The organism is Hymenobacter sp. AT01-02 (assembly GCF_000961955.2).
In the GTDB taxonomy this organism is placed as follows: Bacteria; Bacteroidota; Bacteroidia; order Cytophagales; family Hymenobacteraceae; genus Hymenobacter; species Hymenobacter mucosus.
Genome location: NZ_JZIR02000058.1, coordinates 1 through 22,854 on the forward strand (window position 1 = coordinate 1; position 22,854 = coordinate 22,854).

Here is a 22,854-nt window from a genome sequence, read left to right on the forward strand (position 1 = left end):
CGGGCGCGGATTTTCTGGTAACGCGGGGCCAAGCCCGGGGGCCGGCCGCCCTGCCGACCCCGGGCGCGGGCGGCTTGCAGGCCGGCGTGGGTGCGTTGTACCAGCACGTTTCGCTCGTGTTCGGCTAAGGCGCAGAAAATCTGGAATACGAGCTGCCCGCCGGGCGAAGTGGTGTCGATGGGGTCCTGCAGCGAAATCAGGTGCAGCTGGCGGCGGCTCAGGTCCTCGACCACCTCAATCAGATGCTTGGTGGAGCGGCCCAGCCGGTCAAGCCGCCAGATGACAATGGTATCGCCAGGACGGGCGTATGCCATTAGCTGCTCCCAGCTGGGCTTGTGGGCCTGCACCCCCGAGACAGTATCGGTAAAGACCTGTTCGCAGCCGGCCTGGCGCAGGGCGTCAAGTTGAAGGTCCAGCACTTGTTCGCTGGTGCTGACGCGGGCGTAGCGAGTTTCATTAAAAGAGAGGGGTAACGGTACCAGAAAGAAGCAAAATACGAATTTACGGTACCTTGATTGCGGAAACCAGTTTCGGGTACCGACTTTTCTTATTCTATGGTATCGATTTCGGGCAAGGGAGGGTGGTACCGGAAAAGGGACGTTTTTTGCTACTAAGCTTGGTTGAAGGTTAAGTGAAGCTGCCAGTCTGCACTAAGTACATACACTTCCAGTATACGATGGGGTAATTGCCAGCACGAAGCCCAAACTGTGGGTGGCTGGCCAGTTCGTGACGGAACCCCAGGGCGACAATTTATTCGGCGAAGCGACCACAGTAACCGTTGACAAGACCACTTCCTGTAGACGTCAGGCTCACCGAAGCCGGGCCGGCAGCGATTACCGGCCAGCGCATATATCGTAAGCGTTGACTGCCTGCACATACGCTGCCAGCAGTAGAAATAGTAGTACACAACCAGCCAAGGTGGGAAATGCAGTACAGGGGCGCGTTATTAGCACCGCAAGCGGTATACGTACAGTAGCGTGTCAAACAACTAGTACAAGCACACGCGTCGATGCCCTTGCTCTGGCAGCCGCCGCATATAAACACTGTTTTCTCCCCTTCCTCGCATGAAAATAAAAGAAGCATTTCCTACTATTTATACGAACCGATATGATTCAAGTGCAGAAGCGGAAAACTTGTGGCTGCGAGAGTACATACAATCAGAAAGTGAGACATTTTATTTTATATCCCTTTTGTTAAGCGTAGAATGCGATACCGCTGCTCAACAACCTATTGCTATTTTTCGAAAGCATATTCAACTTATTTTTGATGGGCTCACCGCCGCAAAGAATAGTCCGGAAACCGTACTGCCTCACCTTGGATTAGAACTGCTTATTTTACTGCACGGAGCTAATGTTGCCCCAATACTTAATCAGCTCGGTGCATTACCTGAAAACTTTGATACTTTTACCCAATCGCTTTATGGGAAAAAGTTTGTTTTAGGGGAAGAGTATTCAATTAATACTGAATTATTATGGCGATTTATGTCGCCTCAATATCAGCAGGCTTACCCGGTGATTGATATTTCACAAATCATTGCCCGTTGGTTAGGGGCTCTATATTATTATTCAAAGGCTTTTGGTGGATTGCTAACGGAGTGTGCAGCATTTGTGCCTGGTGCCATTAGACTTTTAGATATAGAAGGAGCTACCACGCAGGTAAACGCTCAGTTAGCAACGCAACTTCACGGCTGGGCTATAAGTCAAGGGCAGTCCCTTCTGGCAGCGGAAATGCTCGAACTGATCGAAATATTGTATGCAGACCTGACGTGGAATAAACACCCCGAATGTAAATTACATCTGGGTGTACAACTTGTTTTGACACTTCAGAACCGCGCATTGCGCAAGCGCCTATATGATTTAATAATTAACCAGCCTGGATTACACCTGGTGGCAAAAATGCAGATGACTTGCCAAGTGGACACCAGCTATCCCGAGATACAAGCGAATTTTGCAAAAATTCTTACTGCAGTTAGAAACTACAGCTCAGATGTTGAAACGCGAGTAGTCAAGCCAGTGGAAGCTGCGTACGAAAAGTCACGGCTCTTCAATACATTGGAAAAATTGGTTGGCGAACTTTGCCGAAAAGGAGCTTCTACTCAATTGGCAATTTTACTTAATGCTTTTTATCATCCGGGGGCACAACAAGAGTTGCCAGACGGTATGCTATTTATAATTCCAAACGCTGAGGAGGGGGTGATCTATTGCGCTCTAGGGCGTACCATAATACATAGGCAGGATACGCGACTGGAAATTCCTAAGCTGGTAGATATCATGAACTTGGCATTAAGTCAATTGCATTCACTTAGGGGGCATGTGGATCAAGTTATACCTGTGCCAACTAAAGGGGTAGGACGCCCTATGTATGAGTACGGTGAGGAGTTTGAACAGACTGTGAGCGCCTATTACAACCTAAATAGTATTAAGTCTTTCGATCTAGATTCGTTAACTGCTCTATGTGCTTTCAATTTTAACCATTTGCCATTGCAGGCACTTATGATTAAAGAATTAGGAATGACCCTTCCTATCTACGTAAGTCTGCAACCCAAAGCACCAACAGGTCGTGTTCGCAGCGTATTGTTGTGGCAAGGTAATAGCATGACCTCTGAATTGGAGAGCGATGTATTGGCTTATTTATTTCAACGATCCGGTGCTGCTTTGACTATTCTGCGCGAGGGAGAGTCCACAAAGCAAGACTTTATGGATGCCTACCAATCTAATGAGTATGATGTAGTATGGATTTCCTCGCACGGAGAGTTAGGTAATTACGAGCCTGACACATCTCATTTTTATCTGTCAGGGTCAGAAACTGTTAACCTAACAGAAATAGCTGCTGTGCATGTGGAGAGAGAAATGCGCCGACTATTCTTTCTAAATATTTGCGAAGGAGGGGCCAATGCTCAGATTGGCGATTTTCGGAATGTAGGGTTCGGCCATGTACTAAGTACGCCAAACCAAGATGTATTATCGCATCTGTGGATGACTGACCCTTGGGTAGCACTAGTCTTCGGTGTATTGATAGCTGTTAAATTGAGCGAGGGTTCCGACTCTTATTTTGAGGCGTACACATTCGCAACTAAAAGCTTGTTGGAAGGGCGTGATTATATCATTGCTCAGTTGAGCACGTTGGACGGTGAAAATATGCATAGTGCGATATCAGATCTCGTCGAACGGCTGACGTATAATTCTTCGATGGTAAACATGAATATTCTCAGGTGGGGTAGTGGGGTGTATTACATGTAACTCTGGGCCTACGTTATAAACCTAACCGAAGATTTGATAGCAGAAGGGGTGCGGCGAGATCCTATGTACAACATGGTAGGAGAACTCAATCGATTAAATCTCCCTCATTAGGGTGGGGAAGGGCTGTTATCTTATTGGAAGTTAGTATGTTTATAACAGTCCCAATGTTACGTATTAATATGCTCCGTTGAGATGCCAACAGTTCAATGTGATCATGCACTGGATGAAAACGGAGAAGAAATTCCGATTCAGCGCGCGGTAAGTCGAGGCATCTATCGGTGTATTTCCTGCGGCTTTCCTATGGTAGCCAAATTAGGAAAGTGGAATGAAAAACACTTTGCCCACAAGCCTACGGAAGGAGAACGTCCCTGTGCATACGGCAGTGAAACCTACCGGCATGCCAAGGCCAAGCAACTATTATTGGCCCGCCTACGCGTCAAGGTGCCAGCCGTTTACGCTTCTATACCGGAAGGCTATACCGGTAAGGTGCCCCGGTTAGCGGAGGCGCAGGAAGTCGTGGCCGCCTCCGCTGTGGCTGAGCAGACAATTTATGTTGATGAGGAAGGAGAAATTGGGTTTGAGGACCGCCGTCTTTATCCTGATTTCGATGATCATCAGGCCAACGGGTATTGCTGGCCCGGCCCGATGTCATCTTCTTTGATGACACCGGCAAACGCATCCTGCTAATCGAGATATACGCCGAGCACCGCTGCACTCCCGAAAAGATTGCCAAGCTTCGGGCATATGGTATTGATACCATTGAGATTCACATTCCCCGGCATTGTGACCCAGCCGGTATCGAACGGCTATTTACGATCACCTCTAATACCTTTTGGCTTTACAATGGCCTACAAGCTACCTTCCACTTTACGCCATCTGGTACCGACTTACTTGTGGACGGAAGTATCCCGGCTACTGAACTCGAAGAACGCCTTTCTGGAAGGGCGGAAACGCTCAAGTGCCGGCTTAACCGAGTTAACGCTGCAGTACTCGCAGTTAGAAGAGTGCTGGGAAGAGCTGACGTGGCAGCAGAAAACGAAGCATATCGAATCGCTGAGGCAACGGGCCAGGACTATACGAGAGGATTTGAACAGAGACGAAACGAGCGTGATACTCGACTTGGAGAGGCCATACATGCAAGAATGCAGGAGCATCGAGCAGGACTTGAAGAGCGCCAGCGAAAGAGTATCGAGGCTGAGAAAGCAGTGCGGGCAAGACAGCGCGAGCTTAGAGAAAGGAGAAGCCGACTGGAAAGAAGAATTCAGCAAAAGGAAGCGCAACTTAGCCGCGTGGTGGACTACTTCAAGGCACGACTCGAAAGCGTTACAGGCAAGGTTCGATCGTACAACGAAGATCTTGAAAGCCGAATTAGAGCAGTTAAACACACAATTAGGGCAACTCAGGAACGGCATACTACCTTCGAGCGATCCCAGCTTGACAAGCAGGAGAGAGAGCTTGAACAAGAAGAGGCAGAGCTTGCAGCTGAGGAGGCAAGCCTTGCAAGATCGGAAGAAACAACTGGCCGAGGTTACCGAAAACGAGTATCAGACCTCGCAGATACTGAGCAAAAAACAGTCGTATTTGAAAGCTACTATCAAGATCTGCAAGGAATTAAAAGCGGAACTGGTCACTAACGGGCGGCTGTCTGCTGAGCAGTACCCAGACATACCTATGCCTTTACTCTAGTTCGCTAGCCAAACGGTATGTCGTTCGATTCCGGTGATCGCTGGCCTGCATTCGTACTTCCCAAAGAAGACGAACTGCTCTCCAGCTGGCTACTCAGAAATATCCACGCGCACCACATGAAGGCGCATTCGTTCTGTAAGATCGTGTGGCCTTCCTTGGCTTTCTGGAACCGAGACCTGGATCGAATGGCTCATCCGCAGGTCTGGCAATTGATGGCTCGTAAAGTAGGCATAAGCGCGGCTCGCAGTTATCAAACAACCTTGGCCTCCTACGAAGGGCTACTATTTAAGCGGGCGTTTTTTAAGGGCGCGGCTTCTTGGATCCTTCCTCTGGGAATCTATCACCGGACTTATACGCATTACGGGATGCAGTTTTGCCCGTCGTGTTTGCGCAGAGATGGTATAACCCCATATTACCGGCGGTGGTGGCGCCTAGCACTAGCTGTCGGCTGTCCAAAATGCGGTTGCTGGCTGCTAGATGCATGTCCGTTCTGCGAACGGCCAGTCATGTTTCATCGCGGCGAGATCGGCCGCAAAAACGAACTGGCAGCTTACCCCTTGAGCTGCTGCACTAGCTGTTACACCGATTTGGCTGACTTGCAGTCAGAACAGCTCCCCGCGCAGCTATTAAGCCATCAGCAGCAATGGTATCAACGTCTAGCGGTTTCGACGGAGGGGCAATGCCAGTATGAATACTTTGATGTTTTGCACCAAGTGTTGATGCTGTTGAGCAGTAAGCGACCCAGCTTGCAACGTTTCCAGCGTGCGGTGGCTGAGAATGCCGGCGTGGCTTTCTACCAACCCAGTGGAGGATTTGAGAATCGAATAGAGGCGCTTCGAGTCGATGATCGACGCCGCATCGTTGGACAAGCTGTTTGGCTGCTGGACGAGTGGCCGTTTCGGTTGCAGGAGGTCATTCGAAGCACCAATACCCGTTTGTCTGCCATTCTGAGCGAGCGGCACCACCTACCAGCTGCGTTCGTTGCCGAGATGCTAAGTGTGCAAACGGGCTGAAAAACCCTACATCTCTTTCAGATACCCAACTACGCGGGCGGCCAACTGCGCAGGGGTATCGTGTGCACCATGATGAATGGCCTGCTTGGCGACATCGAGTTCGGCTAATTTTTCGTGTTTCCACGCTCTCTTCCAGATACCTTTATGTGCAGCTAATTGGGTAAGTAATTCAGTCAGCAAAACCTCCAGATTATAGGACGGCGTGTTAGGTTTGAGCAAGAGGCGGCTGAAGTTTTCAGTTTTTCTAGCTTCGCATTCGATTAGATAGAACGTCGTTGCTCCATAAACCAATTGTAAAACCACCACTCGGCGCCTCCGTTTGTCGGTGACGTCTTTCTCTCTGGGCGAGTGAAACGGCAGCCAGCGGCTTATGAGTGGCGATGTTGAAACCGGAGGGTATGGAAAGTCGAGATAGTTGGCAAAGGAATAATTCCCTCCTGTCGAGTTGCCTGCTTTGCTGTAATCGATATAGGAACAGGCAATGGTCAAAGCACGTAACTGTTCCGTAAGCAGATGAAATTGAGCATAAGTCACACCAGTGCCTGTTTCTTTCCGCTCGTTATCATTAATCTCCGTGGTAAGTGGTCCCACTACGTCCCCTACGGATCCTGCATTTCCATCTGAAACGGTATAGCTAGGTAGCTGCACGTACCAATGTGGAGTAGAGCCCACGGTAGTAGTCAATTGTTGCTCCTTCGCTATACGCGTGGCTGGAGGCGCTTGCAAAAATTTCTTCTCGGCAGGCGTCAGCATCGCTAGGTCACCAGTTGCAAACTCCGAACTGGCAGCAGCAGTGGAACTGATGCTTGCGCCCTCAGCCGGTGGACTTGCTTCGCGTATCGCGCCTTCAGGCGCTTGGACTACCTGCAGTGGGTCGGGCGTCTTGCTCGCGTCGTTCTCCCGGTAATAGTGTAGGTGTCGATAGGGCAATTTTGCACTACAACTGACGATTGTATAAACCATGAACGCCCAGCTTTTGGGGTCAGTTAGCGTTTTAATCCACTTGCCGGTCACGTGTAGCTTGGTCTGGCCTGTGAAAGGCAAGCCTGCTTCTAGATAGCTCTGTCGATGATTGATGAGATTCTGCTGGATGCGCTTGCCTAACTCTGTGGTTACCTGGTGAGCGGTCTGGTCACCAGCGAGGCGGCCGACGAAATGCGCATCTGAATCCCGGAGATGACCACGCATCCTGATATAGAGTTCTTGGGTCACCGGGTCATAGCGAGTAGCCTCACGCAAGTAAACCTGCTCATACGGTATGCCGTTGGATAGCACTTGTTTCAAGAGGTTCGCAGAACCACAGTAGTAGAAGCGCAAGATCTCGGCCGGAGGTAGAATGAGCAGGTCGATGCGTTCGCCGTTCCGAATCGTAAAGTCCTGGCTATCCAGAACATAGCAGAGAGAAGACAATAGGGAACCGTTGGGATGTCTGTAGGGAGGGAAGCGACTAATAGGGTCAATCCTTTGGGACAGGGCGTGTAGAGGAATATTATATCCTTGCTGTGAATCGGCTATAGAAACAGCCATTGTCGTATCAGGGTGGCGGCCTGTAGCAGGAGAAAAAACAAGCCGTTTCTGGTGCCAGATGCTTCCGATTTCCATAAGCGGAAGAAACGCATGACCAACCTGCACCGTGCGATGTTGGCCAGTGTAGTTAGTAGCATTATAAGGTTTAAGACCCCTGACCACATCAACGTCTTTTATCTCAGCCAAGTCAACAGTAAAACGGTACTCGTTTTCTTCAAGGGTGACTAGATAGACCCACATGACCATCCAGTATTCTCGCCCCTCAGGAAACTCTGGTACAATATGAGGATACATAACTATGCAGGAGTGGATAACAGCCTGAGTAAGATCATCTCCAACAACAGTATCGGGTACTGTTGCTAGTGGTGCTGATTGTCAAGAGGTTTCTCTAATAACAATAGATTCTCATCTTCTTGTGTGAATTCTCATTTTCTATTGTATCTGACAGGACCAATCATGATAACGTTGTGACCACCAACCGCGGCAATTTCCAAAGCCCGCTTGATGTTCTCTTGGCCTTGTACGTCGGCAAAGTCGGCGGCGTATTGATTGGCCGTATGCTGAAAAACCTCCCGCGTATCTATCACCACCGGCTCAATAACTTGGCGACCTTCTAGAAAGTCGACGGCCTCCTGCATGGTATCGACGGGAATGACGTCGAGGTTGTTGACAATGGCTGCTTCCTGGGCGTTTTCCTTGGGCAGAATGAAACCCTTAAATCCTTCTTTGCGCGCCTGAATAGCAATAGGAAGCACCCCGCGAACCGGACGTAGAGCACCATCAAGGGCTAGCTCGCCCATTACTACATACTCCCCTAGCCGCTCGGTAGTAAGCTGTTGGGAGGCGTGCAAAATGCCTAGCGCAATGGGCAAATCATACGCGGAGCCTTCCTTGCGAATATCGGCCGGAGCCATATTTACGACTACCTTGGTACGGGGCATCCGGTAGTTCTTAAACTTGAGAGCGGCCTCTACCCGTTGTTGGCTTTCTTTGATAGCATTATCGGGCAGGCCCACAACGAAAAAACCAGTGCCTTGTGATACAACTACTTCAATAGTAATAGTATAAGCATTAACTCCCTGCACGGCAGAGCCGTAGGTTTTAGTAAGCATGAAACAGGATAGATCTAATGGTTAAGTGGGTGCTACGCAAAGCGAAGTTACTAATATCATTGGTCCGTTGGTATACATAAAGTCTAACTTTGCATGCACGAAAAAGGCCACCCCAGGGTGGCCTTTTTTCGTGTACATGAACCTGATTACGACACCAAGTTTTCAATCAGCATAATCATGATGTGGATGGCCTTAATGTGAATTTCCTGAATCCGGTCGGCATAGCCTGAGTGTGGAGCCCGAATTTCAACATCACACAGGCTGGCTAGCTTTCCGCCATCTTTACCAGTAAGCCCTACTACCACCATGCCGTTGGCCTTCGCAGCTTCGGCCGCGCGCAGAATATTAGGAGAATTACCGCTCGTGCTAATGGCCAGCAGCACGTCGCCAGGGCGGCCTAGGGCCTCCACAAAGCGGCTGAACACGTAGTCGTAGCCGTAGTCATTGGCCACACAGCTCATGTGCGAGGCCTCCGTAAGAGCAATAGCTGCTAAGGCGCGACGGTCGTTGCGGTAGCGGCCGCTTAGTTCTTCGGCAAAGTGTTGTGCGTCGCAGAGGGAGCCGCCGTTGCCGCAGCTTAGAATCTTGCCGCCCTGCGTGAGGGCCGTGGCCATTAAGCGCGCCGCCTGCTCGATGGCTTGTATGTGGGCAGGGTCCTGTAGGAAACGGTTGAGAACGGCTTGGGCATCCGTCAACTCAGCCCGGATGAGGTCAGAAAGCAAAGGTTGGGTCACGGAGAAGAATTACTGCACCGGGCGGTTCGTGCTGCTCGGTGGGGTAGTGGAAGTAGGCTGATCAATGGGGGCGTGCGGCAGGCTCGGGTCAGACTCGGGGTACACGGGCGTGCGCGGCTCAGGGTAAGTAGTTACGCCGGTACGCGGGGCGCTCTGAGGACGGTCGGCGGCGCGCTGCTGCTCCATCTGCTGATCGTAAAGACGCGCTTTAAGCTCGTTGATTTTGGTTTCGCGGGCTGCTACGTCGCGACGTAAAATTACGCTGTCAAGATTTTCAGTAATCAATTGCAAGCCTAGCAGCACAACCGCCGTGATAAAGAGGCCCTGAAATAGCCCCTGGGGAGAGCCAAATATACCAGCAAAAGAGGCCTGCACGGAGGGAACCAATAGCAACAGCAGAGCCAGCAGCAGGAACACCATTACGAGTATTGTGACGAGGCGTTTGAGAGCAAGCATGGAATTTCGGAAGGCTAGGTGAAGAAAGAAACGTTGGCCCTAGTACGCAGAAGCCAACTTAACGGACTAAATATAGGGCTTTGCCTACTCTTGCGTGCGGCGTATTGTTCTGCTTGGCTAAGACGCGCCGTGTGGTGGTAGTGTTGCAAATTAGACTAGTGCTGCATTGTTGGTTTGCATTAGGCTTAGGCGCTTGTACAGGCCGTTTTCGCGGCCCAGCAGTTCTTCGTGCGTGCCTCGCTCCACAATGCGGCCGTGTTGGAGTACCACAATCTCGTCGGCGTGCTGCACCGTGCTGAGGCGGTGGGCAATAACCAGTGAGGTTCGGTTTTGCATGAGACGGGTTAATGCCTCCTGTACCAGCTTCTCGCTTTCCGTGTCGAGCGCGGAAGTAGCCTCATCCAGAATCAGAATAGGAGGATTGCGTAGGATGGCCCGGGCAATGCTCAGGCGCTGGCGCTGCCCCCCCGAAAGCCGGCTGCCTCGGTCGCCAATGATAGTAGCATACCCCTCCGGCGAGGCCATGATAAAATCGTGGGCATTGGCAATGCGGGCGGCCTCTATTACCTCCGATTCTGTGGCTTGAGTGTTGAAACGGATGTTGTTAAAGATGGTGTCGTTGAACAAGATGCTTTCCTGAGTTACGATGCCCATTTGGTCGCGCACGGAGTGAATAGTGCAGTCGCGTACATCGTGGCCATCAATGAGCAACTGTCCGCCGGTAGGGTCATAAAAACGTGGCAGCAAATCGGCCAACGTACTTTTTCCCCCGCCGCTGGGTCCTACCAACGCCACCGTTTTTCCTTTGGGAATGGTAAGGTTGATGTCCTGTAGTACAGGGGTATCACCGTAGGCGAACTGCAAGTTGCGGAGTTCAATATGGTGCTCAAAGGCCGGTAGCAACTGCGCATCGGTCCGGTCCCGAATCATCGGTTCGGTATCAATGATGCTAAGTACCCGCTCGCCAGCCACCAAGCCGCGCTGGATGTTGCCAAACGAGGACGATAGAGCCTTGGCCGGTGTGAGCACCTGTGAAAACAGAATCACATAGCCAATAAACGTTTCGCCATTCAGGTTCGACTGTCCGCCTAAGATCAGGGTGCCACCAAAGTACAGTAGCCCGGCTACCACCGAAACGCCGGCAAATTCCGAAAAGGGCGAAGCTAAGTCGCGGGTATTATCAATGGCCCGCGAGGTGCGCGCATACTGGTTGTTTTGCTCCTCAAACTTGCCTTTGATGTAATCTTGGGCATTGAAGGCCTTGATAACCCGAATGCCGCCCAGCGTTTCATCAATCACTGAAAGCATAGTTCCCAGGGTGCTCTGGCTTTGCTTTGCTTGGGTGCGTAGCCGCTTGGCCACGCCCGCAATTACGCCACCCGAAATAGGCAGCAAAATGAGGTGGATAGCGTGAGTGGCACCGAAATATGAAACAGCACCACGAAGTAGGCCACAATAGTCAGAGGCTCCTTGATTACGGCCGTCATGGTGTTGACCACGGACGTTTCCACTTCTTGCACGTCGCTCGTGAAGCGCGACATTAGGTCGCCCTTGCGCTCATTGCCGAAGAAGCTCAACTGCAGACCAATAATGCGGTGATAGAGGTCGTGGCGCAAATTCTGGATGACGCGGGCGCGTACTTTGGCCAGCAGCCGCAAACTCAGGTAGCGGAATACATTACTCAGCAACACCGACATTACCACTACCACGCACACAAAAGCCAAAGCCCCAAGCTTACCCCGTGCCGCTAGTACATCGGCAAAGAAGTAGTTGAAAGTATCCGTAACCCACTGAAGGGTAGGACGGAAAGAAGGTAAATGCTCAGGAGCCTGCAACGGCACTTTATCCGTCGTATCAAACAGCACCTTCAGCAGCGGGATAATGAGCGTGAAGTTGCCGATGCTGAAAAAGATAGTTAGCACCGTGTACAGTAGGTACTGCGGTAGAAAAGCCGCCCACGGGCGGGCATATTGCAGAATGCGGAGGTAGGTCTTCATTGGAAGCGGCAAAGGTAGCGCATTCCCAGTGGCCTGTGCCCAGCTGCACCCAACAGGCGCTAGTCGGCCTTGAACACACCTACTACCTCAATCTGACCTACGATGTAGCTGTTAAACTCCGCTAGTTCCTCGGCCGGTACCCATAGCTCGTCATAGTCTTGGCCGCCCACGTTTTGCACCGGAAATGTATTGGCGTAGTCGGCGTCTATGGCGAAGCGTAGCACGTAGCCCACGCCAGCGGCGGGCGCGTCCCAGCCGTGGGCAATTTCGGCCGCATACGTTTCATTCAGCACCGGATAAAAAACAGACTGCTCTGGCCTACGCAGCGGAAAAGCCGTCCATCCCGCTGCGGCAATCAAATCTAACTCCTGCTGATTGACGGGGCGGTACAGGAATATAGAAGCGGGGTCGTGACGCATGAAAGGGCTGTAAGGAGGCTGTATGGTTGGGCAGGTACTAAAAAACGAATACAGCTGCACGAAGAAGGCGCTTCGCCTCGTGCAGCTGTATTCGTTTCTTCTATGATGGGCCTAAAACTCGTGTAGGCGCTGGGCGATGTTCCATCGCAAGGCCACAGAGGCTAAGGCATCGGTGCCGGCCGTGAAATAGGATACAGGCTGGTCGAGCGTGCGGTGCCGTACAATCAGCTTACCATCTAACCAAAGATTATGGGCGGCTTGATAAGAAGCCGTGAAGTCACCATGGAAAAGATAAGAGGTGACGCCCGATCCTACCTGGAAGCCATACTCCTGAGGGCGCGAGGTGTATGGTAAATTGGGGTTTGAGCCGTAGTTCTGGCCATTAGGGTCGAGTCCTTGCTTGACATAAAATCCTTTGGCCACCACGTTCAGGCGGGGCAGTGGCTGGTAGCTGACAATGCCAATCAGTTCCCACAAATTAGCTCCCATAGGGTGCGCCAACGGTTGCTGGTAATGCTGGTAGTTGCGGAACTTATCTTCATGCTCGTACATGAAAGGGCGAATGAAGTTGAACTCTCCCTGGATATCAAGGTTGCGAATACCTGCTACGTTAAGGTACTTGCCCCCTAACTGAATGCTCTGCTTGTTAGCCCACCAGCCATCACCAGCCCGAATCTCACTGAGTACAAACTCATCGAGTACTAATTGGCCGTAGAGCTGTACCCGCCGTTTAATGTTCCATTTAAAATCTAAACCTAGCAGCGCGTTGTCTTCGGAGCCGGTACCCTGTTCTACTGCCCGGTAGAAGATGATAGGATTGAGGTATTGCAGCTCAAAACCACGCCGACGGGGCTGAATTACTTGTTGCTGTACGCCACCTCGGGTTACTAATAATGTGTCGTTGGTAGCGGAATAGCCGCTATATACTACGCTTTCAAACACGCCCACATTTAAATTGGGCAGCACGTCGAAGCTCAAATGGTGGAAAGCCAAATACTTTCGGTCGTACGAAGCGTCAACATTCGGCGCGTCGGCCGTCATCTGGGCAAACAGGTTTTCGTAGTGAAATTTCCAGATGCGCGTCTGTGCCTTTAAAAAGAGGTAGGGCGCCGCATAATCCGATAAAATAAGACTGCGGTATCCATTGCCTATCTGATTCCGGTCGTGGCCCAGCTGTAGGCTAACGTGCTTACCTGCTGCGTAGGTAAGGTAGCCCCGTGCCGAGAGAAAATCATACTGACCCGGAGTAGCTTTGAACGGCTTCCAGAAGCCCTCATGTGGTACGGCCTGGTCCCGCTCAACACGCTGCTGCACGTATTCTGGCACAGCCATCTGATTATCGGCCAGGAAGGTGTAGAAACCAAGGCGCTGGTCGATAGTACCTTCTACCTGTACGCCGCGAGTGTTCAGGAAGCTATAGCTCTTGCTACCATCACTGTTGCCCAGACTTAAGCCCAAAACTGGGTTTACACGCAGTGAAAAATTGGGCAGCTCCACACTGTACAAGTCGGAGCGCCGCTCGTAAAAGTGCTTTAAAATAGGTTTCTCGCGCAGGTTGATAGCCGAGTCTTGGCGGGCATCGTGCCAGTTGTCGCGCAGCAAGTAGCGTATGTTGTAGCGGTCTTGGCGCGACAAACCCGCTGTTGAATCGCGGAGAATACGCTCCGCCAACCGCGCTACCGATGCTCTCGTGTAGGGTCGTACCGATGTGTGCAGGTCGGATAACGAATCAGCTCCATACTGTATCGCATACCGGTCGATAAGCCGGTAGATATCGGCGTCCAAGGGTACGTACGTCGTACCCATTGTTGTTTTAGCCTCCCCTTTTGAGGTGATGTTCCAGTTCGCTGATTTGACCGGACGCGGCTCCTTGGGCGGGTCGTCATAGGTTAGCCAGTTGCCTTGTCCGTCGATAGGCCGGGTAGGCGGGGTGTCCTGGGCAGTGGCTGATAACGTGAGCAGACCCGAAAGGCCTGATACTAGAAGGTAGGATTTTCTCATAAACAGAGCCGCTTATACAAGAGCCGGCGAGCGGGACAACAAACCTACGGACTTAGCGCAAGAATGGGATGCTACTTCGGGCTAGATGAGGAAGATAGAGTGCGCGTGGCGGGCAGTATGAGGTGTACACCACGGGAAAATCTGCGTTACAACGCCGCCGCGCCTACCTTTGGTATTATGCTGCCGCGCCTGCTCCGCTATTCCGAAATTGACCTAGCTGCCTGGGATGCGTGCGTACACTCGGCCCAGCAAGTGGTGCCTTACGCGTGCTCATGGTGGTTGCAGGCCACCGCCGGCCGGTGGGATGCACTAGTGGAAGTAGATGAGCAGACTGGCCGCTACCTAAGCCTATGGCCCTTGCCTGTGAAATGGCGGCCCTGGGGCCAGCAAGTCTACCAGCCGCCCTTTACGCAGCAGTTGGGTATACTTGGAGCCGCTTGGCCACTGCTCCGGGGAGTTGCTACCATAGCAGGCCACTACACCAGCTTTTATACCCAGCTAAATGACGCTAATGGCATATTCTCTCTACAAGACTCCGCACCGACACGGCAACCAAGCTTAACCTGGCAAACGCGCCAGACCTACCACCTACCGCTCGACCAGCCCTACGCCACAGTGCGGGCTGCTTACGCCGCTGATTACCGTCGCCGTTTGCGTCTCAATGAAGCGGCCATAGTGCCGCTCCTGGTCACGGCAACGGACGATGCGGAGCCAGTACTGACGTTATTCCAGCAAACGAAAGGAAAAGCCGCCGGCCTCCGCAGTCGTCATTACCGCATAATGCGGCGCTTAGTGACAAGCTTACGTAAGCAGCAAGTATTACAGGTTCTGGAAGTGCGCCAGCCCGAAACGGATGAGCTACTGGCTGGGGCGCTGTTTGTGCACTATCGCACCCGCTTAGTATATCTGTTTGCGGCGGCTTCGGAGGCGGGGAAGAAAGTAGGCGCTCCTGTGTTGCTGCTCGACTCGCAAATCCGTCGCTACGCCGGCACACCGGAGCTGATTCTTGATTTTGAAGGCGGAATGATACCGTCTATTGCCCGTTTTTTCGCCAATTTCGGGGCCGTGCCCGTGCCATACGCGGCCTTATCATTCACCCAACGCCCCTGGTACCTGAAATGGATGCGCTGAAGCCTATTCCTGCCACTACTCCCGTCGCCGCCGCTCCTTCCAAGCCAGCGGAGCCTCTATACGACTCTAGCCGCGTCCACATTGTCTGTGCCGAGCCCTCCATTGCCAATCACTTCTTAGCGGAACTGCGCGACGTAACAGTGCAGCATGATTCCCTGCGCTTCCGCCGCAATTTGCAGCGCCTCGGCGAAATCATTGCCTACCGTATCAGCTCCCAGTTGAGCTACACTGATAAAACGGTGACAACCCCCTTGGGCGAATCCAGCAGCAAGCAACTTCACGACTTTCCGGTGCTTGCTACGGTACTGCGCGCGGGCCTGCCCTTTCACCAAGGGTTCCTCAACTATTTCGATCAGTCGCCCTCTGCTTTTGCGGCGGCGTACCGCATTGAGGGTACCGCCCAGGTACAAGTGCAGGTCGACTATCTATCGGCTCCTAGTCTTGATGAGCGGGTGCTTATCTTGGCTGACCCCATGCTCGCTTCGGGTAAGTCGTTGGTGCAGACGTACCGAGCTATGCTGCGCTTTGGCACGCCCCGGCAGGTGCACATTGCGGCCGTTATTGCCAGCCCACAGGGCGTGGAGTACGTTACGCGCGAAGTGCCCGAAGCCAACCTCTGGGTGGCTGCCATCGACGACCATTTGAACGAGCAGGCCTACATCGTACCCGGCTTGGGCGATGCCGGCGACTTATCATATGGTAGTAAGCTCTAACTATTTGATGGACTACTGCTTAGCCGGTAAGGTATTTGCAAGGCAGTGCCGTTATTCATAGAGAAGATAACAAAGGGCTAACTCGCCCAGTCGAACCCTTCTGGTGGTGGGGTGTTATCTTAACTAGCTTCCTCCCAACTTTCGCGCCGCTTCTCTAGCATCGGGTAGTTCAGATTTAACAAACGTGGTACCTACTCTGCTCAAATACGCTTCCGTTTTTGCCATTGGCATGTTCAAATTCGTGGCAGCGCCCGTTGCAGGCGTAGCCGCGGGCGTAGCGCCCCAACTCATCTGGATACTTTCCGTGGCCGGGATGATGACAACTGTCCTGTTGGTTTCAGGCTTGGGAAAGGCATGGGCAATGCACCAGCGGCGTAAACGCGCGGAAAAAGGTAAGCCATTGTTTAGCCGACGGAGTCGCACCATTGTCAGCATCTACCGCCGTTTCGGCATTGTAGGCATTGCATTCTTGACCCCCATTCTGTTTAGCCCAATTGGGGGTACTGTCATTGCTACCCAACTGCACGTACCCCGCTGGCGCATTCTGGTGCACATGCTATGGAGTGCCATGTTTTGGGGTGGAGCCTTTACCCTGTTGGCTATCAAATTCAGTCACCTCCCCATCTTCGACCATTATCGGTAGCTGAACCACGGATAAGGCATAGCAGCTGAGTTGCTATCTGACTAAACAAAAAGGCCGCTTCTAGTAGAAGCGGCCTTTTTGTTAGTCGCTCTTGACCGGCAAGTATACCACACCCAATAGCTCTCAGGCGCTGCCGAGCTATTTGCTCCGGCGGTTGCGGGCCCGGCCCTGCGCAGCCCGGAAGGCCTTGGCAGAAGGGGAGGACGCTTTGCCCTTCGATGGGTTTGCCTTCTGCCCTTTCTGACTACGGTTGGGGCCAGCTACGTATTCGCGCCCTGTCCGCTTATCAATGGTTACCCCCGGCTTTATCCACTCTTTACGCTCGTGGAAGGCACCCTGGAAGCTAGGATCTTCGCGCTTACGCCGCTCGTCCTTCTCGCGGTCCATGCTTTGCTGCTCCTCAAAGGAGGTCTTAGCCACTTCTACCTCCGGCGGCAGTGGTAGCAACGGAATAGGCTGCCGAATTAGCTCCTCAATGCGTTGCATGTGGTGCATTTCGGCCTCATTCGCGAAGGTAATGGCTGCCCCCGTATGCTGGGCTCGGCCCGTACGGCCAATGCGGTGTACGTAGTCATCATACACTAATGGCACGTCGAAGTTGATGACGTGGCTTACCTGGGGTACATCAATGCCACGGGCCGCCACGTCCGTCGCAACAAGGAAGCGGATATCGCCGGCCTTGAACGCCTCCATGGCATTGATGCGCACATTCTGGCCTTTGTTGCATGAATGGCCCGTACTTCTCCGTGAGCTTTGCGCTGGAGGAAGCTCGCTACGTTTTCGGCGTGTTCCTTGGTACGCGTAAAAATCATAACCCGGTGGAACGTGTCCCAGTCAAGCAATAGGTACTCCAACAGGTTAATCTTCGTGAGCAGGTTGGGCACCTCGTACAGGCTCTGGCTTACATTTTGGGCCGAAGTAGCGGCGGGGGTTACTTCAATTCGCACTGGAAACTCCAGAAATTCTTCGCTTAGGGTGGTCACTTTATCTGGCATCGTAGCCGAGAATAGCACGTTCTGACGTTTGCGCGGAATCACCTCCAAAATACGCCGGATTTGGGGCATGAAGCCCATGTCCATCATCTTGTCGGCCTCATCCAGCACTAATGTCTTCAGTTCTTTCAGCACCAAATCGCCCTTCAAATACAGTTCCATGAGGCGGCCGGGCGTCGCAATCAGAATATCAACGCCTTTGGCAATGGTTTCAATCTGAGTTTTGGGCCCTAGGCCGCCGTAGATGGCAAAAATGCGTAGGTCGGTATGAACGGCCAGCTTTTTTATATGGCCTTCCAGTTGCATGGCTAGCTCCCGGGTAGGAGCCAGCACGAGGGCCCGTGGGTGGGTACCCTGGGCATATTTTACCTTCATCAGCAAAGGCAACCCAAAAGCCGCAGTTTTGCCGGTTCCCGTTTGAGCAATACCTAGCACGTCGTGGCCGGCCAGCAATAACGGGATGGTTTGCTCCTGCACGGGAGTAGGCTGGTCGAAGCCGGCCTCCTCCACGGCCATGAGAAGTTGCTTATTAAGCTTGAAGTCGGCGAAGGAAAGAGGCTGCGGCGTATCAGACATGGCAAAAAGGCATTAGAAACCACAAAGGTACGGGTAATCTTGGCGGCAAAGGCGGGTACTCTACAACAAGGGGAGTAGGGAGTTAGCAAAAACTTAGAAAAAAACTTTGCTAAACCTTTGCAAATCCCCGGCCGGCGGCTACTTTTGTCGCTCCAATACCTAACACGGTAGGTATAGCTCAGCTGGTTAGAGCGTCGGATTGTGATTCCGAAGGTCGTGGGTTCGAGCCCCATTACTTACCCACCGAAAAGGCCTCTCCTGGTAAGGAGAGGCCTTTTTTTATCAGCTCGGGTATACCTCGTTCTTTTTCGCCCTTCTGCGGAAGGATTTGGATATTTGTGGTGTTGCACCCGCAACTGTACAATTGCATGAATCACTTTTCCCCCTCTTGCTTATGAGCCTGGTTGTTATCGGCACGGTGGCCTTCGACGCCCTGGAAACTCCCTTCGGCAAAACCGACAAAATTATTGGTGGCGCCGCTACCTACATCGGCCTGTCGGCCTCCTACTCGCTTAAGCCGGTAAAGCTGGTAGCCGTAGTAGGTGACGATTTTCCGCAGTCTGATATCCTACTGCTCGAGGAGCACGGCGTAGACACGGAAGGCCTGCAGATCAAACAGGGTGAAAAGTCGTTCTTCTGGTCGGGGAAATACTCCAACGACCTAAACTCCCGTGAAACGCTAGCCACGGAGCTGAACGTACTGGCCGATTTCGACCCTATTCTGCCCGATTCTTACCAGGACTGCAAGTATCTGATGCTGGGCAACCTCACGCCCCAAATTCAGCGCCTCGTTATTCAGCGCTTGGTGAATCGGCCAAAGCTCATTGTGATGGATACGATGAACTTCTGGATGGATGTAGCCCTCGACGAGTTGAAGACGACCATTGAAATGGTAGACGTGCTCAGCATCAACGACGAGGAAGCTCGTCAGCTATCCGGGGTGCATTCGCTGGTGAAAGCTGCCAAAATCATTATGGGTATGGGGCCGAAGTACCTGATTATTAAGAAGGGGGAGCACGGTGCCTTGCTTTTCCACAAAAACAAGGTGTTTTATGCTCCGGCGCTGCCACTAGAAGAGGTATTTGACCCTACCGGCGCAGGCGACACTTTTGCGGGTGGCTTTATTGGTTACCTAGCTGCTACCGATGACATCAGCTTCGACAACATGAAGCGCGCCGTTATTCATGGCTCGGCTATGGCTTCTTTCTGCGTGGAGAAGTTTGGTACGGAGCGTTTGCTCAACCTAAGCCAAGAGGAAATTGAAGCCCGCGAACAGCAGTTTGCCGACCTTGTGGCTGTGGTGCCCGCTACGGCAGTGCAGAACGCATAAAGCTCAACAGCAACGGTATACGGCCCTCTGCCTCGGGATGAATTCTGAAGCAGAGGGCCGTTCGATTTTGGCAACCTTGCAGAAAGTAATGCGGTACAAGAGAGTAGATTTTTTCACTTAAGTACCCACCGCCATGAAAAATCAAGAGAATAAGCCTTCCGATAAATTGCAAGATACTCCTCAAGGTCCTGACGCTATGCAGCCCAATGCGGCCCCGGTAGATCCGGAAACCCGTAACCACTCGAACAGCGGAGGTAACCAGACTCAGAACCTGAACCAAAATATGATTACGGAAAGTGGTAATCAGATTAAGAACAATACCCCAGGTGGCAACTTCAACACAGTGCGCTCAGCCCGGACCAATAAGCCTCGCAGCAATCCAAATCCTAGCCAGCAAAACCAAAAGTAATTGCGGCTTGCGCATGCGAATAAAGAAGCCCTTCCTGCCACTGTAGGAAGGGCTTTTTGTATGAAACAAACTCTTAGCTCAATAAGCTAGGGGATTACTTTCAACCGTACTACGCGGGTGTCCACGTCGCCTTTATCGAAGAAGTCCTGTTCAAATAGAATGGTCTTGTTGTCGAGCCAGCGCGGGTTCGTGCAGCCCCAGTCGGTTTGCCGTTCCCAGAGCAGTTCGGGCTTGCTACCCTCCGCCGACCAAAGCTGGAGCCCGCTCGGTTCGAAGCGTGCTAGAACATCGGAGTTGCCACACACGAAATGCCGACCATCTGGGGAAATAACTGGCGGAGCCAAGAGTTGAGTGCGGTGGCCCGTACGCTGATCGACCAACATATAGTAGCCGCCCTCATACAAGTGCACCGACAGCAGCCACTGCCGGATGTGCGGTAGGCTTGCTAGATACTCGTACGAAACGTTTCGCTCATCTTCCGCCGGAATATTCACGAGGCGTATTTCGCGCCCAGCCGTGGGCCGAAGGCGTAGCAAACGCCCCGTGCGCTGCACTCGAGGGCCTGCCTGTGCCAGTCGGCGCTTCTCTTCTACCGTAAAATCAAGAAAAGATTCTTCTTCTTCAGCCGATGTTGGCTTGGAAGCAACCCACGTAGGAGCGGGTAGCTGCTCGTAGATTGGCCGCGCAGCCGGGTAAATACGCAGTACCCGGCCCGGCACTTGCACCAGAGTGTCGAGGTGCTCCAGGCGGTAGATGCGTGGGGGAACGGGTGGCTTGGGCAACTGCACCAGCGTACCAGGCCGTGGCTTCTCGGCCGGCTGCATCCGCAAGGTGCACGCTGGCAAGGCCACAGCTAGGGGCAAAACTTTAGCGACGGTGCGCAGCCGGAGCATGACTTTTTTCAACTACGGGTGGCGCTTAAAACTCTTGCTTTAGCCACTGCTGGAAGCTGGCTTGCTGCTCTGGCGTGGTAGTGGATAATTTCTCAATCGTGATTTTCTGCCAGAAGCGTTGGCCAGCATCAGCTACTAACGGTACTGTCACCAACCGGTTCTGACGAAATACCGTCACGTCGTGCTGGGTTGCGCCGTCACTGAGCAAGTTGTGCAGGTTCATATCGACACGGCGGCCATTTACGGCCACTATTTCGTCGTCTACGGTAAGGGCTAGGGCAGCGGGAGCATCAGGTAAAATGTCGGTTACTAGAGTCCGCTCATTTCTAACTGCGGCCCGGAAGCCATACATGCCTTCGGAAGTGGAAGCATTTTCTTCAATGCGCAACCGGCAGCCCACAAAGCCTAACACACGGTTGAGCGGGTCCTCTAGTGCAGCAGTGCCATAGATAAACTTGTCGAAGTAGGCCTGCATATCGCGCCCTGCTACTTCCTGCACAATGCGGATGTAGTCGTCCTCGGTGTAACCTACACCAGTTTTGCCGAAATCTTCCCAAAGGCGGCGCATAACGTCGTCTAGGCTACGCTTGTGACCCGAAAGCTGCCGTAGAGTGAGGTCCAACAATAGGGCTACCAGCGCTCCTTTATGGTACACAGAAACCTTACGGTCGGGGATGCCTGGCTTGTAGCCATCCAGCCAGAGGTCCATGCTGGCATCGGCCACAGAGAGGTGGTAGCGGCCATAATCGTCGAAGTGCTTGCGCAGCACAATATTCAGCTCCTGAAAGTATTGCTCCGCAGTGCGGACCCCTGCCCGGGCCAGCAGATACTCCCCATAATAGGTTGTAATGCCTTCCGCTATAAAGCAGGTGCGGAAGTAGTTTTCCCGGGCGTAGTCGTACGGCTGCATTTCGGCGGGCCGAATGCTTTTGATATTCCACGCGTGGAACAGCTCGTGGCAGCTCACGCCTAGTAATTCTTTGTACAGCCCTTCCGTCATCAACAGCTCCGCAGGGCCCAGCACAATTACGGTGGAGTTGAGATGCTCAACCCCGTGGTAGTGCTTGTAAGGCAGAATCTGGTTGAGGAAGTGGTAGTCTTGGGCCGGAAATGAGCCAAATAACGCTAACTGCTCGGCGCTAAATGCCCGGAAGTCTTCTACAAGATGCGCCCAATCTACTGGGCACTCACCCTGAATCCAGATGTAGAAGGGAAGACCATTGACCTCGTAGTTGCGATACTGCAGCGTGGGGCTGGCAATCAGAGGGGAGTCGGCTAGGTGGTCAAAGCTTTGGGCCTGTAAGGTACTAGGTCCGCTCTGGGGTAGACCACAGGCCAGTTGCCAGCCTTCTGGCAAGTCGAGCGTGAGCTGGCACATTTCCTTTTCACGGCCTTCAATGTACATAAAGGCCTGCACTGGGTTCAGGTACAGTTGGGTCTCGTCTAGCCAAGATCCACCAGCGTCCATCTGGTGCGCGTAGAAGTTGTACCGCACCCGCACGGTACGGCCGGCAACTTCCGTTACCTGCCATCGGTCTTTCGTGAGCTTACGCGAGGGTAGTGGCTCGCCCGATGCGGCATCTTCCACCACAACATGTTGTAGCTTCTGAGCAAAGTTTTGCAGCTCATAGCGGCCCGGGCGCCAGGCCGGAAGTTGCAGTTCCAGTGCTTGGGTAGCATCAGCGGCTACCTCAAAGGTCATCTGTATCTGCACGTAGAAAGTAAGCGGGTTCTCAAAAGAGGCGTAATAGTGGATCATGGAAGCGCGGAACGGCAACAGCCGGTAAACCTGACGTAAAGCTACAAATTGCGGGCCGGGATGCCCGGCTTATCATACGGTTTCCACCATAAAACAGTGCGGGTTTTGTATGGTGGGTAGCCGAGGAGGAGGATAGTAAAAGTGGAAAAAGCAAGCCTAAGCGTTGTCTTTTCCGAAACATACTCTTACCTTTGCCGGCCTTACCTGTCACTGAGCCACTTAAC

17 protein-coding genes, 1 tRNA gene and 3 pseudogenes are annotated in these 22,854 nt (G+C 52.6%); 10 read left to right on the forward strand and 11 right to left on the reverse strand.

Annotated features, from left to right (window positions below; translation table 11 throughout):
- The coding region (locus VI25_RS16490) for a recombinase family protein (protein ID WP_055562671.1) at nucleotides 1–419 on the reverse strand (419 nt) is incomplete at its 3' end.
- Between the two features lie 645 nt (nucleotides 420–1,064).
- On the opposite strand from VI25_RS16490, the gene VI25_RS16495 reads away from it, so the two are divergent.
- The 4 genes from VI25_RS16495 to VI25_RS16510 all read left to right on the forward strand — a co-directional run bounded on the left by VI25_RS16495 (nucleotide 1,065) and on the right by VI25_RS16510 (nucleotide 5,938).
- Nucleotides 1,065–3,239 carry a CHAT domain-containing protein gene (locus tag VI25_RS16495; protein WP_045689559.1) on the forward strand — a complete coding sequence of 725 codons (2,175 nt, stop codon included), beginning with the start codon at nucleotides 1,065–1,067 and terminating at the stop codon, nucleotides 3,237–3,239.
- Between the two features lie 192 nt (nucleotides 3,240–3,431).
- Nucleotides 3,432–3,926 (forward strand): competence protein CoiA family protein, encoded by a 495-nt coding sequence (locus tag VI25_RS16500; RefSeq protein ID WP_072144842.1) that lies wholly within the window; start codon nucleotides 3,432–3,434, stop codon nucleotides 3,924–3,926.
- Nucleotides 3,869–4,873 carry a hypothetical protein gene (locus VI25_RS16505; protein WP_152981667.1) on the forward strand — a complete coding sequence of 335 codons (1,005 nt, stop codon included), beginning with the start codon at nucleotides 3,869–3,871 and terminating at the stop codon, nucleotides 4,871–4,873. Before VI25_RS16500 ends, VI25_RS16505 begins: the two co-directional genes overlap by 58 nt.
- A 69-nt stretch (nucleotides 4,874–4,942) precedes the next feature.
- Nucleotides 4,943–5,938: a TniQ family protein gene (locus tag VI25_RS16510; RefSeq protein WP_052695395.1), complete on the forward strand. Its 996-nt coding sequence runs from the start codon at nucleotides 4,943–4,945 to the stop codon at nucleotides 5,936–5,938.
- Between the two features lie 6 nt (nucleotides 5,939–5,944).
- Here VI25_RS16510 and VI25_RS16515 read toward each other — a convergent pair whose 3' ends face one another.
- The 7 genes and pseudogenes from VI25_RS16515 to VI25_RS16545 all read right to left on the reverse strand — a co-directional run bounded on the left by VI25_RS16515 (nucleotide 5,945) and on the right by VI25_RS16545 (nucleotide 14,184).
- Complete coding sequence (locus VI25_RS16515; protein ID WP_045689556.1) at nucleotides 5,945–7,759, reverse strand: hypothetical protein; 1,815 nt, start codon at nucleotides 7,757–7,759, stop codon at nucleotides 5,945–5,947.
- A 152-nt stretch (nucleotides 7,760–7,911) separates the two neighbouring features.
- Nucleotides 7,912–8,577: pseudogene (locus VI25_RS16520) on the reverse strand (magnesium chelatase domain-containing protein); the annotation flags it as partial.
- Nucleotides 8,578–8,723: 146 nt separating this feature from the next.
- Entirely contained in the window at nucleotides 8,724–9,311 is a 588-nt protein-coding gene (gene lpcA, locus VI25_RS16525; RefSeq protein WP_082455610.1) for a D-sedoheptulose 7-phosphate isomerase, read from the reverse strand.
- Nucleotides 9,312–9,320: 9 nt separating this feature from the next.
- The gene (locus tag VI25_RS16530) at nucleotides 9,321–9,767 is read right to left on the reverse strand and encodes a hypothetical protein (protein WP_143437250.1); all 447 of its coding nucleotides are present in this window, start codon (nucleotides 9,765–9,767) and stop codon (nucleotides 9,321–9,323) included.
- Nucleotides 9,768–9,917: 150 nt separating this feature from the next.
- Nucleotides 9,918–11,764 (reverse strand): annotated as a pseudogene (locus tag VI25_RS16535) (ABC transporter ATP-binding protein).
- A gap of 59 nt (nucleotides 11,765–11,823) precedes the next feature.
- Nucleotides 11,824–12,183, reverse strand: a complete 360-nt coding sequence (locus VI25_RS16540) for a hypothetical protein (RefSeq protein ID WP_045689566.1) — start codon at nucleotides 12,181–12,183, stop codon at nucleotides 11,824–11,826.
- Nucleotides 12,184–12,294: 111 nt separating this feature from the next.
- Complete coding sequence (locus VI25_RS16545; RefSeq protein WP_052695394.1) at nucleotides 12,295–14,184, reverse strand: hypothetical protein; 1,890 nt, start codon at nucleotides 14,182–14,184, stop codon at nucleotides 12,295–12,297.
- 63 nt (nucleotides 14,185–14,247) lie between these two features.
- Between VI25_RS16545 and VI25_RS16550 the strand changes: the two genes are divergently transcribed.
- The 3 genes from VI25_RS16550 (at nucleotide 14,248) to VI25_RS16560 (ending at nucleotide 16,671) form a co-directional block, all read left to right on the forward strand.
- Entirely contained in the window at nucleotides 14,248–15,315 is a 1,068-nt protein-coding gene (locus tag VI25_RS16550; protein ID WP_082455612.1) for a GNAT family N-acetyltransferase, read from the forward strand.
- Entirely contained in the window at nucleotides 15,303–16,028 is a 726-nt protein-coding gene (gene upp, locus VI25_RS16555; RefSeq protein ID WP_082455614.1) for a uracil phosphoribosyltransferase, read from the forward strand. The genes VI25_RS16550 and upp overlap by 13 nt, the downstream gene beginning before the upstream one ends.
- Before the next feature lie 229 nt (nucleotides 16,029–16,257).
- A complete protein-coding gene (locus tag VI25_RS16560) occupies nucleotides 16,258–16,671 on the forward strand; it encodes a hypothetical protein (RefSeq protein ID WP_045689563.1) in 414 nt (137 codons plus the stop codon).
- Nucleotides 16,672–16,809: 138 nt separating this feature from the next.
- Here the strand turns inward: VI25_RS16560 and VI25_RS16565 are convergent.
- Nucleotides 16,810–18,239: pseudogene (locus VI25_RS16565) on the reverse strand (DEAD/DEAH box helicase).
- 167 nt (nucleotides 18,240–18,406) lie between these two features.
- Here VI25_RS16565 and VI25_RS16570 point away from each other — a divergent pair.
- The 3 genes from VI25_RS16570 to VI25_RS16580 all read left to right on the forward strand — a co-directional run bounded on the left by VI25_RS16570 (nucleotide 18,407) and on the right by VI25_RS16580 (nucleotide 19,978).
- Nucleotides 18,407–18,480: transfer RNA gene (locus tag VI25_RS16570), tRNA-His, on the forward strand.
- A 153-nt stretch (nucleotides 18,481–18,633) separates the two neighbouring features.
- Entirely contained in the window at nucleotides 18,634–19,569 is a 936-nt protein-coding gene (locus VI25_RS16575; RefSeq protein ID WP_045689552.1) for a PfkB family carbohydrate kinase, read from the forward strand.
- Between the two features lie 133 nt (nucleotides 19,570–19,702).
- Entirely contained in the window at nucleotides 19,703–19,978 is a 276-nt protein-coding gene (locus VI25_RS16580; RefSeq protein WP_045689551.1) for a hypothetical protein, read from the forward strand.
- 86 nt (nucleotides 19,979–20,064) lie between these two features.
- Here VI25_RS16580 and VI25_RS16585 read toward each other — a convergent pair whose 3' ends face one another.
- Complete coding sequence (locus VI25_RS16585; RefSeq protein WP_236705089.1) at nucleotides 20,065–20,871, reverse strand: hypothetical protein; 807 nt, start codon at nucleotides 20,869–20,871, stop codon at nucleotides 20,065–20,067.
- Nucleotides 20,872–20,896: 25 nt separating this feature from the next.
- Nucleotides 20,897–22,630, reverse strand: coding sequence for a M61 family metallopeptidase (locus VI25_RS16590; RefSeq protein WP_052695392.1), 1,734 nt, complete (start codon nucleotides 22,628–22,630; stop codon nucleotides 20,897–20,899).
- Between the last annotated feature and the right edge of the window lie 224 nt (nucleotides 22,631–22,854).